This window comes from Streptomyces sp. NPDC047061, from assembly GCF_040643955.1.
In the GTDB taxonomy this organism is placed as follows: domain Bacteria; phylum Actinomycetota; class Actinomycetes; order Streptomycetales; family Streptomycetaceae; genus Streptomyces.
In genome coordinates this window covers 138,933-152,626 of the sequence record NZ_JBEYVI010000002.1, presented here as the reverse complement: position 1 = coordinate 152,626, position 13,694 = coordinate 138,933, and the positions used below count along the sequence as shown (strand labels likewise).

The following is a 13,694-nucleotide window of genomic DNA, read 5'->3' as shown; positions in this document are numbered from 1 at the left end:
GAAGGGTTGTTGCGCTACTCTCGCGGTCTCATGCGGCACGCGAGACACCTGGATTCCCATGCCTGACCACTACCGCAGCAGGTCCGACGTGATGGCCTACGCGGCGGCCGGTATGGAACCTCCCGCTCCGGTCCCGTTGCGGAAGAACGATCCCCCGCGGGTCGGCCCGTATGTGCTCACCTCGGTGCTGGGCAGCGGCGGGATGGGCCGGGTCTATCTGGGCCGGAACGCCGGTGGAGGTGCGGGACTGGCCGCCGTCAAGGTGGTGCGGCCCGAGTACGCGGAGGATCCGCTCTTCCGTAAGCGCTTCGACCGTGAGGTCAGCGCACTGAGCCGGGTCCAAGGAGCGCACACCGCACGGCTGTTGGGCAGCGGCACCGACGGGGAGCTGCTGTGGGTGGCGACCGAGTACATACCGGGGCCCACGCTCGCCGAAGCCGTCGACGCGCGCGGGCCGATGGACGTGGAGGCCGCCTGGCGGCTGGTGGCGGACCTGGCGCGGGCGGTCGAGGCGGTGTGGCGGCAGGGCATCGTCCACCGTGACCTCAAGCCGTCCAATGTGATCCTGGCGGCCGACGGGGCCAGGGTCATCGACTTCGGGGTCGTTCAGGCCTCCGACGGCACCTCGATCACCGCCACCGGCCAGAACGTGGGCACGCCCGCCTTCATGTCCCCGGAACAGGTCCGGGGACAGGAGGTGACGGCCGCGTCCGATGTCTTCTCGCTGGCGTCCACCCTGGCGTACGCCGTCTCGGGGACACCGCCGTTCGGTGAGGGCACGGGGGTCGACGTCCTGCACCGGGTCGCCTTCGACCCGCCTCGGGAGGAGGTCCTCGACAAGGTGACGGCCGCGGATCCGCAGCTGGGCGCGTTCGTGCGCGCCTGTCTGGCCAAGGATCCCGAGTCCCGGCCCGCACCGGACGAGGTGTTCCGGACCGCCATCGGGCACCAGCTCTCGGCACCGGTCCCCGCACCGCGCCGACCGGCTCGGGCGGCACGGAGGGCGAGACCGGCGGCCGACGCGGACGCGTTCGCCGCCGCGCCGCCGTCGTCGCCGCCCCTCGCACTCGCCGGCCCGGCCACCGCGCCCGACACGCCCACGATCCGTCGCAAGCGCGGGAAGACGCTGGTGGGAGCGGTGGCGGCGGCAGCCGTCCTGGTCGCCGGCGGTGTCACCGTGGCGCTGCTGTCGGAGAGCGACACCCCCGCATCGGCCGGATCCGTGCAGCCGTCCGCCCACCCCGAGACCGACGGTCCGGCCTCGGCCCCCGGCACCCCGTCCGCGTCGGACTCCGGGTCGGGCTCCCCTTCTGCGACAACCTCGACGAGCGGTGAGCCGACCGCCACCGGCGCGACGAAGGCGTCTCCGCAGAACATCTCGGTCTCGGACCTGCGGTCCGCACCCTGCGCCGACGAGATCACCGCCGGAGCCTCGGCCGCATGCGTCACGCTCCTGCAGAGCCTGCTCAACGCCCACGGCCTGTACGTCCCGGTCAACGGGGACTTCGACGCCGCGACCCTCACTGCCGTCAGGGCCTTCCAGACCGAGACGGGAACCGACGTCGACGGCAAGGCCGGCCCGGAGACCAAGAGGCTCCTTTACAGCCCGCGCGGTCCCGTGCGGTCAGGCGCGGTCACCGTGACCGAGACCGTCAACGGCGCCCCGACCCCCAGATGCCTCGGTGCCGGTGCGGACAGCGCGGACGTCCGGGTCTGGGAGTGCGCGGACGTCGCCAAGCAGAAGTGGGCGCTGTACGCCGTTCCCGGGCGGGACGGGCAGTACATCGTCGTCAACCGGGGCAGCCGCCTCTGCCTGGACGCCGACACCGCCGGCTCCGGCCAGAACGGCCACGGAGTCCACGGCAGGGTCTGCAACGGGCTGCCCGCGCAACGGTGGAGGCTCGGCGACTCGGGCTCGAACGAGGGCCAGTCCCTGGTCAGTCCTCCGGACGGCTTCTGTCTGGACGCGGACGCCGCCACGTCCGGTCAGGACGGCCAGCGGATCCAGGCATGGAGCTGCGCCGGCAACAGCAACCAGGCATGGACCTGGTCCTGACACCGGCACGCGCGGCCTCGCCGGATCCACGGGGTGGGCGCCCGTCGTGGCCCGCGGCATCACAACAGTCGGCGGCCACGAGGCCCGGTAAGCGGGGGCGGGGGTCCTGAGGACCCCCCGCCTCCTCTCCGCGCGGCACGAATCGCCGAATGGCGGCGTCAGACGAGGGTATGGCGGTGCGCCAGGAGACGGCGGTGTCAGGGCGCGGGTGCCCTCCGGGCGGGGCACTGCCGGTATCGGCTGGAGGGACGACGAAGTGCGCAGCCCAGAGCGTTGAAGTCGAGGCTCACTGCCACGCGCTGGGGATGTTGGGGTACATCTCCGCGAGTGTCTTGGTGGCGTTGGTGGCCCAGTCGCTGTGGTGCACCTGGTTGCCCCTGATGAAGCCGTAGCTCCCCTTCGGGTGGGCATAAGCGGCGTCGATCCCGCCGGCCACGAAGCTCTCCGGAATGCTGGGGTACATGTCCCTGAGCGCCTTGACCTGGCCCCTGTCCCAGTCGCTGTGGTGCACCTGCCCGCCCTTGATCAGGCCGTAATCCCCGTCCGGGTGGGCGTAGGCGGCGTCCACGCCGTTGCGGAACGAGTCCGGGATGTTGGGGTACATCTCCGCGAGTGTCTTGGTGACGCCGGTACCCCAGTCGGTGTGGTGCACCTGGTTGCCCCTGATGAAGCCGTAGCTCCCCGACGGGTGGGCATAAGCGGCGTCGATCCCGCCGGCCACGAAGCTCTCCGGAATGCTGGGGTACATGTCCCTGAGCGCCTTGACCTGGCCCTTGTCCCAGTCGCTGTGGTGCACCTGCCCGCCCCTGATCAGGCCGTAGTTCCCTGAACGGTGGGCATAGGCGGTCTCAATCGTCATTGCCGCTCCCCTTCGTGTCATGCGGCGTGTGCCGCCGTCAGCCGGTCGTGGCCCAGCGAGCCGGGCCCGCCGCCAAGGAGAGCATGATCATTATTGGGGTCGGCCCAGAAACGTGCGCCTGAGACCGCGAACCCCTCGAACGGGGGAAGGTGCCCCGGCCGGGCAGAACAAGCCGACCGAGCACCTCTGCCACGAGGCGCCCCACCTCTGGGCAGGCGGCTGATTGCCCTGCGCGTGGAGCGGGCGTGCGGCGCCGCGCCGCCACCGATGATCTTTGCGTGAGGTCTCGCTAGGACCGACGACCGTCCCAGCTCAAGCACACTCCGTCTGCGACATCACGCATGGAACCTCAGTAAACGGAACACACCTTCCCCCGGCTCAGTACCCCACCGTCAACGTCCGCGCGATGCTGTCCGCGGCATCCTCGATCTCCTCGTCGATGCCCGGCACGGGCCAGGACACCTGGAGCACGACGGCGTTGTCGGTGCCTTCCGGGAGGATGCCGTAGGTGACTGTCTGCAGCAGAACTCCGGGACCGCGGCGCGGCATTCCGTCCGCTGCGAAGTTCTGGCGAAGGCGCACGGCGGGGCCGATGGGCAGTTCGGGATGCGAGATCTGCGGCGGCCCGAAGTCGTGTGCGCTGAAGGTGTCCGCCAGCCAGCCCAGGGAGAACCGCGGAACCGCGTCGTCGGGCCGGACGACCTCGACCTCCAGAAGGGCCAGGGCCGTGTCGAATCCGTCGGGGTAGAAGGCGAAGCCGTACAGCGGGCCACGGCTGCGGCTGTCCTCGGCCCAGCCCTGCAGGTCCTTCCGCAAGGCTCTGCTGTCCAGCTCGTACCCCGCCGCGCGGCTCCGCTCGCAGAGTTCTGTCGCAGTGTTCTTCGCCCACCTCTTCACGTCCTCCGACGGATCGGGCGGGAGCGGCACCCAGTTCGTCGGGCAGACGATGCCGCAGCTCTCGATGTCACTCATCGACGGCGTCACCGTCCAGCCAGGTGAGCGCGAAGCCCGTCGCCCTCAAGCTCGAACCCGGCACCGCGGACGCCGAGACCTTCCCCGCCTCCGGCGAGTGCGGCTTCAACGCCGACGGCTCCATCGGCCAGCCCTACGCCAAGGGAGACGCGGGCAAGACCCCGCCCTGCGGCATCAGGTACCTGCGCTCCTCCGGTGACGGCGTCTTCAAGCTTCGGGCGACGATCACCTGGAAGATCTCCTGGACGGGTACCGGTGACACGGGAGACGACCTACCCGACGGCACCTTCGGAACCACGCAGGACATCACCGTGCGGGAAATCCAGGCCGTCGTTCGCTGATCGGACGCATGGGGCCGGCGGAGCTCCGTTCCGCCGGCCTCACAGAACGCGGCATCCGAACCGATGCCCTTACACGATCCACCGCAACGACTCCGCGATCGAGTCGCAGAGCCTGCGCATGGGTCCAGTCACTCCACTGAGCGGCACCGCGAACGCCAGAGCCAGATAACCGACGCCCCCGGGCATCTGGACGTACAGATCCAGCGTCGTCGGGCCAACAACTCGCACCGCCTCGCCCGCCGGAAGGGAGACGGTCGAGACCTCTACCCCAGCCGGGTTCTGCCGTTGCTTTGCTTCGAGCAACTCCCGGAGGTCCCGGGGAGTCAGTCCCCCGCGCCGAGGAATCAGGGAGACGATGAGCGAAGCGGGCAGGATGCCGCCGCCTTCCAGTTCCGGCCTCAGGAAGAACTCCAGCGCGCCGGACCTGACCCCAGCCTCAGCGGTGTTCCGCAGGGTCGCCCAGGTCTCCTGCTTGATCTCGGCCGGAACGTTCTTGCCTTCGGCCTGGTGGTCCACGAACGTCTTCAGCTGCGCACGCCAGCGTTCCTGGGTGAGATCGATGCGAAACCAGTCCCGGGGGACCAGGAGCCGGTAGTCCTTGGGGGGTGCCGTGGCGTCGGGCTCCGTGGTCATCCCGGCATCACCATCGGTTTGCCCGACTCGCTGAACAGGCGGACGCTCTTCACGACGCCGGCGAACATGGCCGAGAAGACGTCCCAGGCCTGGGGAGTGGGGGTGCCCATCTCCAGGACCAGGACCGTTCCGTTGCTGAGCGGTATCTGGACCTGGATGAAGGAGGTCACCACCGGTTCGTCGGCTCCGGAGGCGGTGAGGCTGCCGGGCAGGTTTCCCTTCCGGGTCCCGATGCAGGACACGGCCGGACCGCAGGGCAACTCGATCTCGCTGACCTGGCCCATGTCGAGGTGCCGCATCGTCGAGCCCAGGAACCCGACGGGGTGGGTGCCGGCCCTCTCGTCCAGGTCGATCATGCTGACGGTGACCGTCGCCGTGCACCGCTCCCCGTCCACCTCCGTCATGACAAAGCCGGAGTAGTGGATCCCGGCCTCGGCGAAGGAGTCGTAGTGCGCGGCGACCATGACCGCCCACTCCAATTGCACCTCGAAGGTGGCCTCCGGCATCACGGCACGTGCCAGTTCGACGAGTTGCTCGGCCGTGTCGTCCAGGCTCTCCGCGTCCATCGGGATCTCGAAGAATCCCTCCGGCATGATCCAGCGGACATCGATGCCTGGGCCACCGAGCGAACCTTGAACATTCTCTTCAGCTGTTACGGCGCTCACGACAGGCCTTCTCCATCGACGGTTTCTGCTTCGCCCACTTCGGGACGGAACGTGGCCGCGAATGGATACGGGCCGTAATGCGGATAGTGAGCGGGTACATCTGCCCCGCCTTTGCGCGCGAGATGCGCCAGTTCCCGGTAGGCACGCGCGCGGGCCCGGAGGTTCTGGCGAACAGGGTTCCCCCAATGCAGAGCGGCAGTGCGTACGAAGACGGCGAGCAGGATCAGTACGACAGCGCAGGCCACAGCCGCATAGACCAGTCGTGCGGTACCCGACTCCCAGAACTGAACCACGCCGCCCCAATACACCGCCACGCCAAAGCCGATGAGTGCTACGGGCACACCGATCTTGGACCCCGCGTTGAACAGCACGGTCTCGTCCTCATGTCGAAGCCGGAGCATACGAAGGACCCGCCGGTCGTCCAGGAAGTCGAAGCGGAGTTCCTTGCCCGACTGCTCTGCGAACGCCTTGGCGGCCGGAACGGCGGCAATCACCTCACCAGGAACAAGCCGCGCGGTCTCTGCTCCCCTACGGCCGACGAATTCCCATTCGCCGAGGTCGGTCGAGTCGCTCACTTGGATCACCTTCTTGATACGCGGCTTAAACGGACTTCTGAGCGCCTAGGCAGCCAACGCCGCGTGGAACGGCTTCGGCGAAGGCTGAGGCGATGGCGACGGAGTTGGGGTCGGTGTGGACTCGGCAGGTTGCGGCTCCTGATAGCCGGTGGTTCCGCCGTTCTCGCCACTGAACATCCTGTGGAGTGCGCTCGCGAGGCCGTTTCCCTTGATAACCCCGGTGATCTGCTTTCCGGCGATGGGGGCGAATTTTTCAGGAAGACCGGCGACGTTGAGACGCTGCCCGAGTTTGAGACCTTGGCCAAGGACCTTGTTCGTCAGGGTGACGCTTAGACCATTGAGGAAGTTGTGCCCGACTCCGGCAAGAGCACCAGCCCCCACTTTACCCAAGGTTCCTGCTTTGAAGAGGGCCGTGAACTTTTCCATGCCCCTGAGTCCAGAGAGAGCCTTGAAGCCCTTGAGCGCACCGAGCCCGGGAAGGACTCCCAGAAAGTCGGTGCCGAGCTTGAGCCAGTTGACCTTTCCACCGCGCACCGTCATGTCGTAGGCGTGCCCTGCCAGCGCCGCCGCGCTGGTGAGCACCGCGAGGGTGGCGAAGATGGGAACCAGGAACTGCAACGGCGGGATGAATGCGCAGACGACTGCCAGAACGGACAGGATCGCGGAGATGTTGGAGAACGTGTCGGCCCAGTCGGCAAGCCAGTTCATGAATCCGCCGGGGTCACGCACCGAGTCGTGGTGGACCACATCCTTGATGTGGCGGGCGGCACGGTCCCCGGCGTCGTCGAAGATGTCCCTGGCGTCTTTGACTTCCTTGCGCGCCTGACCGATGCGATGCAGCGCGTCGTCGCGCTTCCTCTCCCAGCGCTCGTACTCGGGCTTGTCTGCCTCCGGTATCTCACTGACGAGGTACTTGTCCGTGAACTTCTTCACTTCTCGATCGGCGAGATCGTGATCGGACTTGGCCTCATGGTAATCCGTCAAGGCCTTGTCAGCCTTCTTCTGCGCTCGCTGCAACTCTCCGGCGAACTCCTTGGATTCACCTTCGGCCACCTTGGTGCCCAATGCCTTGGACGCCTCGTCGTACCGCTCGAACGCCTTCTTGAGCCGGTCTCCGGCACCGTCGGCGATCTCGTTGAAGGCGCGGCCGGCGTCACTGTCCCAGCCCTCCACCGATGACAGGGCCTTGATCACGCGCGCCTGCTCGTCGATCATGTCGGCCATCTGCCGCAACTTGCGCCCGAGGGCGGCGACTTCGTCGGGATCGCCCGGGGTGGGATCCTCGTCCCACAGCGGCGGCCAGTCACCGGATCGCCTACTCACTTCTTGCCCCTCCCCGTGTTGTCGGCAATTGCCTTTGCCAACTCATGGTCGATCTCTTCGTACTTCTGGGCCGCCGCTCCGGTGTACTCGGCCAACTTCTTGAGTTCCTTCGACAGTTTCTTGCGCGTCTTCTTCCAGGTGGTACTGAACTCGTCGAAGGCGTCTTTCAGTCCACCGTGCCCAAGTTCGTCCTCGTAACCGTCCGAAGGGTTCCCGTGCTGGTCAAACTCATTGTGGAGCCTGCCCAGTGTTCGAGAGCACCCCTTGATCATGTCGAGGTCGTACCTGATTCTGTCGGCCATTGAAGAATTCCCCCATCATGGACATGAGACACTGCCGCGAGACTTCCTCCGGCGAACTACATGGAAGGTGGGACGGGTTTGTCCACGAGTACCGACCACACCGTGCGGGACCGGCTCGGCGTCACGCCCGACGCAGCGGTCTGGTGCACGATCGGCAAGATCCCGGAACCGCCTGTCGAAGTGCACCGGGCAGCCGGATCGGCGCCCTTGCGTCCCGCCCTCATCAGGCCGCTGGGCATGCTCGGAGTCGCGCTGGGCATGCCCTTGCTCTTCATCGGCAAGCTGTTCGGTCTCCTCGGCGCGGGTGAGGAGGCCCTCCAGCGGATGCTGTCGACGACCGGGGAACAAGAGCGTCACCGCGCCGCGAAGCTCGAAAAGAAGCAGCGTGACGAGGCCGTCGTCGAGCTCGGCCTCGACAAGACCTTCGACGGCGACTGGAACGGGGCGGCCGGCCGCCTCCTCCTGCAGTGGTACAGCCATTCCTCCCACCACCAACGCTTTGTCGCACTCGCCGGGGACCGCATCCTGCTGGCCGCTCCGCCCAAGCGCGTGTCGATCCGCCGCGACGCCCTCATGCAGGTCGTCGCCGAGATACCCACCGAAGAAGCCGTCCTTGCGGACCCCCTCCTCGCCTTCAAGGTCAGGAACGAGAAGCTGGTCCTGCGTTTCAAGGACGGCTCGTGGCTCACTCTGACGACCGTGCAGTGGGACAGCGAACTGCACACGTACTTGAAGCGGCAGAGGCAGCCGGGCGAGGCCCGGACCACCGAAGCCTGACAGCCAAGTGCGACGGAGCACAGCACATGCTCCGTCGCACCGGTCGTTCGACGACCTCGGACTTTACTAACCCTTGGCCTGCTTCGCCAGCTGGTCGTCCAGCTGCTCGTACGCTTCCTTGGCCTTCTTCAGGAAGTCGGACAGCCCGTGCAGGCCCTGGATCGTCTTCGTCGCGCCCTTCGTGAAGTCCTTCATGGAGTCGTCGTACGCTCCCGAGGCCTTCTGGGTGGTGAAGCCGTTCTCCACCAGGGCGGAGACGCGCTTCTCGACGTTCTTGATCTTGTCCTCAAGCTCGTGCATGTCCTTGATCAGGTCGCCGGCGACCTTCTCCATCTCGGCATATGTGAGATCCGTGTCTTTGCTGGCCATGACGGCTCCCTCCCGTTGGTGTGGCCTCAGGGCCTTCCCCCGTGGCACCCTTCGCGCGGATCCTTGGCCATGGCATGGCCGTCCGCACGAGCAAAGATCCTACGGGGGTGACGCGTGGGACCGCACGGTCCTTGTGCGGCGGAATCGTGGAACCGCACACATCCCGTTGCACCCGGGAAAGAGCGGACGGCTAAGGTCACTTCCACTGTGTTGGGTGCTCTCGGTGTGTTGGGGGACGAACGTGCGCCTGAGTCTGACCGTCGTCGACCCGGTCGGCGGTGCCACCGCCGACGTCGTGCTCGACGCGGATCCCGAGTCGACCGTCGGTGACGTGGCCCGGGAGTTGGCCCGGCAGGTGGGGGTGGGACATCCCGAGAGCCAGGGCGGGGCGCAGGTCATACCCATCGGGGCGTCACGGGGTGCCGCTCCCTTCCAGGCCGCCGGGCCGCACGCCTACGTCGACGGGTACGCCCTCGACCCCGCCGCCACCGTCGTTGGTTCGCCGCTGCGGGACGGTGTCGTCGTCAGCCTCCACGACCCCGCCGGGTGCCTGCTCGGCGAGCCCACCGGCATCGTGGAGTTCCGGGTCGCCGGCGGTCCCGCCGCCGGCGCCGTGCACCGGCTCGGCGTCGGCCGGTACGACATCGGCACCGGGGCCGCCTCCCATCTCCGCGTCGAGGACCCCGAGTTGCCGGCCCGCGCCGCCACCCTCACCATCGCCATCGACGGCACCTGCAAAGTGCAGACCCATACCGAAGACGCCCGACTGGACGGGGAGGAGTTCCGGAGCGGCGGCGACTGGCCTCTCAACTCCCAGCTCGGGCTGGGCAACACACTGCTGGAGATCACGGGGTACGCGCCGCCCAACGCCGCGCTCAAGTGGTCCGACGACGGTGCCGGGCTCGACTACAACCGGCCGCCGCGGCTGCGTCCCGCCGACCGGCAGACGCACTTCTCGCTGCCCAACCCGCCCGGCGACTACGAGGCCCGTCCGCTGCCCTGGCTGATGGCGCTGCTGCCGCTCGTCGGCGCGGTCGTGTCCGTCTTCATGTTCCATCGCTGGTACTACCTGATCATGGCCGTGATGAGCCCGATCATGCTCTTCGGCAACTACTTCATGGACAAGAAGCACGGCCGGAAGTCACACGCCAAGCAGCTCAAGGAGTACAAGGAGCACAAGGCCCGGATCGAGGAGGAGGCGCAGGAGGCGCTCGTCGCGGAGCGGACCGAGCGGCGGGGGGCGGTGCCGGATCCGGCGGCCGTGCTGACGTACGGCACCGGGCCGCGGACGCGGCTGTGGGAGCGGCGGCGCCCCGACGCCGACCACCTGCTGATCCGGTTCGGCACCGGGCGCGTGCCCTCCGAGGTCGAGCTGGACGACCCCGAGCAGGACGAGCACAAGCGCAAGGTCCGCTGGTACATCGAGGACGCCCCGGTCGGCCTGTCGCTGCGCGACCTCGGGGTGATCGGGGTCGCCGGGCCGGGGGACTCGGCGCATGCGCTGGGGCGTTGGGCGGTCGCCCAGACCGCCGTCCTGCACAGCCCGATGGACGTGCAGTTCTACGTCCTCACCGACAACGACGCCGGTGACCGGTGGGACTGGGTGCGCTGGCTGCCGCACTCCCGGCCGGGCGGCGGGCAGGACGTGAACGTCCTCATCGGCACCGACTCCGAGACCGTCGGCGCCCGCGTCGGCGAACTCACCCAGCTCCTCGACGGCCGGCAGAAGGCCCTGCAGCAGGGCGGGCGCAGCAAGGTCGACGGGCCCGCCTTCGCCGACCCGGACATCGTGGTGGTGTGGGACGGGTCGCGGCGGCTGCGGTCCATGCCCGGTGTCGTACGGCTGCTGAAGGAGGGGCCTGGGGTCGCGATTCGTTCCCTCTGCCTCGACGAGGAGGAGCGCTTCCTTCCCGGGGAGTGCCAGGGCGTCGTGGTCGCCGAGCCGCGGGCCACCGGCAAGGAGACGGCCGCTCAGGCAACTCCCGTCCCCCAGCAGGCCGTCGGCGGCTTCCCCTCCTTCCAGGCCTGGCATCCGCAGCAGGGCGGCGGTGCCGAACAGGAGCCGCAGGACCTGGAGTTGCGGCTGCGCGTCGAGCAGAGCGGGGCGCTGCGCAAGCTGAACGTACGGCCCGACCTCGTCTCCGCCGCCTGGTGCGGCCGGCTCGCCCGCTCGCTCTCCCCGCTCCGGGACATCAGCGGCGAGAGCGAGGACTCCGCGCTGCCCGCCGCGAGCCGGCTGCTCGACGTGCTCCAGCTGGAGCCGCCCACGCGCGACGCGATCGCCGCGCGGTGGCGGATGGGCGGGCAGTCGACGATGGCCGTCATCGGGGAGTCGTACGACGGGCCGTTCGGCATCGACCTGCGGCGGGACGGGCCGCACGGGCTCATCGCCGGTACCACCGGTTCCGGCAAGTCCGAGCTGCTCCAGACCATCGTGGCCGCGCTGGCCGTCGCCAACACCCCCGAGAACATGACCTTCGTGCTCGTCGACTACAAGGGCGGCTCGGCGTTCAAGGACTGCGTGAAGCTGCCGCACACCGTGGGCATGGTCACCGACCTCGACGCCCACCTGGTGGAGCGGGCCCTGGAGTCGCTGGGCGCGGAGCTGAAGCGGCGCGAGCACATCCTCGCCGCCGCCGACGCCAAGGACATCGAGGACTACCAGGACCTCGTGAGAAGGGATCCGTCCCGGGCGCCGGTTCCCCGACTGCTCATCGTCATCGACGAGTTCGCGTCGATGGTGCGCGATCTGCCCGACTTCGTCACGGGACTTGTGAACATCGCCCAGCGTGGGCGGTCGCTCGGCATTCACCTGCTGCTCGCCACGCAGCGGCCCTCCGGTGTGGTGTCCCCCGAGATCCGCGCCAACACCAACCTGCGGATCGCGCTGCGGGTGACCGACGCCGGTGAGTCCACCGACGTCATCGACGCGCCGGACGCCGGGCACATCGCGAAGAGCACGCCGGGCCGGGCGTACGTCCGGCTCGGGCACGCCTCGCTGGTCCCCTTCCAGTCGGGACGGGTGGGAGGCAGGCGGCCCGGTGCCGCGGACCCGGCCACGCTCGCGCCCTGGGCCGGGGCGCTGTCCTGGCAGGACCTCGGGCGGGCCGCGCTGCGCAAGCCGAAGTCCGAGGCGAAGGAGGACGACGAGATCACCGACCTGAAGGTGCTCGTCGACGCCGTGCGCGAGGCCAACACCGCCCTCCGGGTCCCCGCCCAGCACTCGCCGTGGCTGCCCGCCCTCGACGACATGCTGCTGCTCGACGACGTACCGGCCGTGCAGGCGCAGGGCGCGCTGCCCGCCGCCGCCTACGGTGTCGAGGACCTGCCCGCCGAGCAGGCCCGGCGCGCGGTCGCCGTCGACTTCGCGACCTTCGGGCATCTCATCGTCGCCGGTGCCCCGCGCACCGGACGGTCCCAGGTGCTGCGCACCATCGCCGGTTCGCTGGCCCGCACCAACTCCTGTGCCGACGTGCACCTGTACGGCATCGACTGCGGCAACGGCGCGCTGAACGCGCTGACCCGGCTGCCGCACTGCGGTGCCGTCGTCAGCCGTAACCAGACCGAGCGGGTCGAACGGCTCATGGCCCGCCTCTCCGGCGAGCTGAGCCGCCGTCAGGAGCTGCTCGCGGACCGCGGGTTCGCGGACATCGGCGAGCAGCGGGCGGCCGTGCCGGAGGCGGAGCGGCTGCCGCACATCGTGCTGCTCCTGGACCGCTGGGAGGGCTGGCTGCCCACCCTCGGCGAGATCAACCACGGCGACCTCACCGACCGGATCATGGTGATGATGCGGGAGGGCGCGAGCGTCGGCATCCATCTCGTCCTCACCGGCGACCGGCAGATCCTGGCCGGCCGGATCTCCTCCCTCACCGAGGACAAGTACGGTCTGCGGCTCGCCGACCGCGCCGACTTCTCGATGCTGGACATCAACTCCCGCAAGGTGCCCGAGGAGATCCCGCCCGGCCGCGCCTTCCGCAGCGAGACGGCCGCCGAGACGCAGTTCGCGCTGCTCTCCGCGGACACCACCGGCCAGGGGCAGGCCGCCGCGATCGCCGCGATCGGCGAGGCGGCCGACGCCCGGGACGCGCAGGTGCCGCGCTCCCGGCGGCCGTTCCGGGTCGACGTGCTGCCCGGCCGGATCTCCTTCGAGGAGGCCTGGGCGATGCGGGACCCGGCCGCGGCGGCTGCCCCGCTGTGGGCCCTGGTGGGCGTGGGCGGCGACGAACTCACCGCCTTCGGGCCCGACCTGGCACAGGGCGTGCCCGCCTTCGTCATCGGCGGCCCCGCCAAGTCCGGCCGCTCCACCGCCCTGTTGGGCTTCGCCCGCTCCTACCTGGCCAACGCCGTGCGGATCGTCGTCGCCGCGCCCCGGCAGTCACCGCTGCGCGAACTCGACGGTCAGGAAGGCGTACTGAAGGTCTTCACCGGCCGGGACGTGGACGAGGACGAGCTGACGGAGCTGCTGGCGTCGGCCTCGCCCGCCGAGCCGATCGTCGTGCTGGTCGACGACGCCGAGGTGCTGGACGACTGCGACGCCGAGGACGTCTTCAAGCGGATCGTGGAGCGCGGCGCCGAGGAGGGGCTGGCCGTCGTCATCGCCGGTGACGAGGACGAGATCTGCGACGGCTTCTCCGGCTGGCAGGTCGACGCCAAGAAGGCCCGCCGCGGCATCCTGCTCTCCCCACAGGAGTCCGGCTCCGGCGAGCTGATCGGCATCCGGACCACCCGCGCCATGGTGGGCGGCCCGATCCAGCCCGGCAAGGGCATGCTGCACCTGGGCAGCGGCGAGCACGTCACGGTGACGACCCCGCAGTAGCGGTCG

General features: G+C 69.1%; 11 protein-coding genes and 1 pseudogene. 4 read left to right on the top strand and 8 right to left on the bottom strand.

The window, feature by feature from the left end; all coding sequences use genetic code 11:
- Positions 1 to 58 precede the first annotated feature (58 nt).
- On the top strand, positions 59 to 2,056 hold the full coding sequence (locus ABZ887_RS04095) for a protein kinase (protein WP_361282696.1): 1,998 nt from the start codon (positions 59 to 61) through the stop codon (positions 2,054 to 2,056).
- A gap of 286 nt (positions 2,057 to 2,342) precedes the next feature.
- Here the strand turns inward: ABZ887_RS04095 and ABZ887_RS04090 are convergent, their stop codons facing one another.
- Both ABZ887_RS04090 and ABZ887_RS04085 read right to left on the bottom strand, forming a co-directional pair.
- Positions 2,343 to 2,915: a hypothetical protein gene (locus ABZ887_RS04090; RefSeq protein WP_361282694.1), complete on the bottom strand. Its 573-nt coding sequence runs from the start codon at positions 2,913 to 2,915 to the stop codon at positions 2,343 to 2,345.
- Between the two features lie 378 nt (positions 2,916 to 3,293).
- On the bottom strand, positions 3,294 to 3,887 hold the full coding sequence (locus ABZ887_RS04085) for a hypothetical protein (protein ID WP_361282692.1): 594 nt from the start codon (positions 3,885 to 3,887) through the stop codon (positions 3,294 to 3,296).
- Positions 3,888 to 3,913: 26 nt separating this feature from the next.
- Between ABZ887_RS04085 and ABZ887_RS04080 the strand changes: the two are divergent.
- A pseudogene (locus ABZ887_RS04080) lies at positions 3,914 to 4,228 on the top strand (hypothetical protein); the annotation flags it as partial.
- 69 nt (positions 4,229 to 4,297) lie between these two features.
- Here the strand turns inward: ABZ887_RS04080 and ABZ887_RS04075 are convergent.
- The 5 genes from ABZ887_RS04075 to ABZ887_RS04055 all read right to left on the bottom strand — a co-directional run bounded on the left by ABZ887_RS04075 (position 4,298) and on the right by ABZ887_RS04055 (position 7,726).
- A complete protein-coding gene (locus ABZ887_RS04075) occupies positions 4,298 to 4,861 on the bottom strand; it encodes a hypothetical protein (protein ID WP_361282690.1) in 564 nt (187 codons plus the stop codon).
- Positions 4,858 to 5,454, bottom strand: a complete 597-nt coding sequence (locus ABZ887_RS04070) for a hypothetical protein (RefSeq protein WP_361282688.1) — start codon at positions 5,452 to 5,454, stop codon at positions 4,858 to 4,860. The genes ABZ887_RS04075 and ABZ887_RS04070 overlap by 4 nt, the downstream gene beginning before the upstream one ends.
- A gap of 68 nt (positions 5,455 to 5,522) precedes the next feature.
- Positions 5,523 to 6,101: a hypothetical protein gene (locus tag ABZ887_RS04065; RefSeq protein WP_361282686.1), complete on the bottom strand. Its 579-nt coding sequence runs from the start codon at positions 6,099 to 6,101 to the stop codon at positions 5,523 to 5,525.
- A 45-nt stretch (positions 6,102 to 6,146) separates the two neighbouring features.
- Positions 6,147 to 7,424, bottom strand: a complete 1,278-nt coding sequence (locus ABZ887_RS04060) for a putative T7SS-secreted protein (protein WP_361282684.1) — start codon at positions 7,422 to 7,424, stop codon at positions 6,147 to 6,149.
- The gene (locus ABZ887_RS04055; protein WP_361282682.1) at positions 7,421 to 7,726 is read right to left on the bottom strand and encodes a hypothetical protein; all 306 of its coding nucleotides are present in this window, start codon (positions 7,724 to 7,726) and stop codon (positions 7,421 to 7,423) included. Before ABZ887_RS04055 ends, ABZ887_RS04060 begins: the two co-directional genes overlap by 4 nt.
- A gap of 78 nt (positions 7,727 to 7,804) precedes the next feature.
- Here ABZ887_RS04055 and ABZ887_RS04050 point away from each other — a divergent pair, with 78 nt between their 5' ends.
- A complete protein-coding gene (locus tag ABZ887_RS04050) occupies positions 7,805 to 8,503 on the top strand; it encodes a hypothetical protein (protein WP_361282680.1) in 699 nt (232 codons plus the stop codon).
- Positions 8,504 to 8,569: 66 nt separating this feature from the next.
- On the opposite strand, the gene ABZ887_RS04045 is transcribed toward ABZ887_RS04050, so the two are convergent.
- Complete coding sequence (locus ABZ887_RS04045) at positions 8,570 to 8,872, bottom strand: WXG100 family type VII secretion target (RefSeq protein WP_046726478.1); 303 nt, start codon at positions 8,870 to 8,872, stop codon at positions 8,570 to 8,572.
- 241 nt (positions 8,873 to 9,113) lie between these two features.
- Between ABZ887_RS04045 and ABZ887_RS04040 the strand changes: the two genes are divergently transcribed.
- Positions 9,114 to 13,688 carry an FtsK/SpoIIIE domain-containing protein gene (locus ABZ887_RS04040; protein WP_361282678.1) on the top strand — a complete coding sequence of 1,525 codons (4,575 nt, stop codon included), beginning with the start codon at positions 9,114 to 9,116 and terminating at the stop codon, positions 13,686 to 13,688.
- Positions 13,689 to 13,694 lie beyond the last annotated feature (6 nt).

What these genes read in the sequence shown, in the direction of transcription:
- ABZ887_RS04095 (WP_361282696.1), top strand. Translation starts at nt 59, where the DNA reads ATGCCTGACCACTACCGCAGCAGGTCCGACGTGATGGCCTACGCGGCG.
- ABZ887_RS04090 (WP_361282694.1), bottom strand. Translation starts at nt 2,915, where the DNA reads ATGACGATTGAGACCGCCTATGCCCACCGTTCAGGGAACTACGGCCTG.
- ABZ887_RS04085 (WP_361282692.1), bottom strand. Translation starts at nt 3,887, where the DNA reads ATGAGTGACATCGAGAGCTGCGGCATCGTCTGCCCGACGAACTGGGTG.
- ABZ887_RS04075 (WP_361282690.1), bottom strand. Translation starts at nt 4,861, where the DNA reads ATGACCACGGAGCCCGACGCCACGGCACCCCCCAAGGACTACCGGCTC.
- ABZ887_RS04070 (WP_361282688.1), bottom strand. Translation starts at nt 5,454, where the DNA reads ATGCCGGAGGGATTCTTCGAGATCCCGATGGACGCGGAGAGCCTGGAC.
- ABZ887_RS04055 (WP_361282682.1), bottom strand. Translation starts at nt 7,726, where the DNA reads ATGGCCGACAGAATCAGGTACGACCTCGACATGATCAAGGGGTGCTCT.
- ABZ887_RS04045 (WP_046726478.1), bottom strand. Translation starts at nt 8,872, where the DNA reads ATGGCCAGCAAAGACACGGATCTCACATATGCCGAGATGGAGAAGGTC.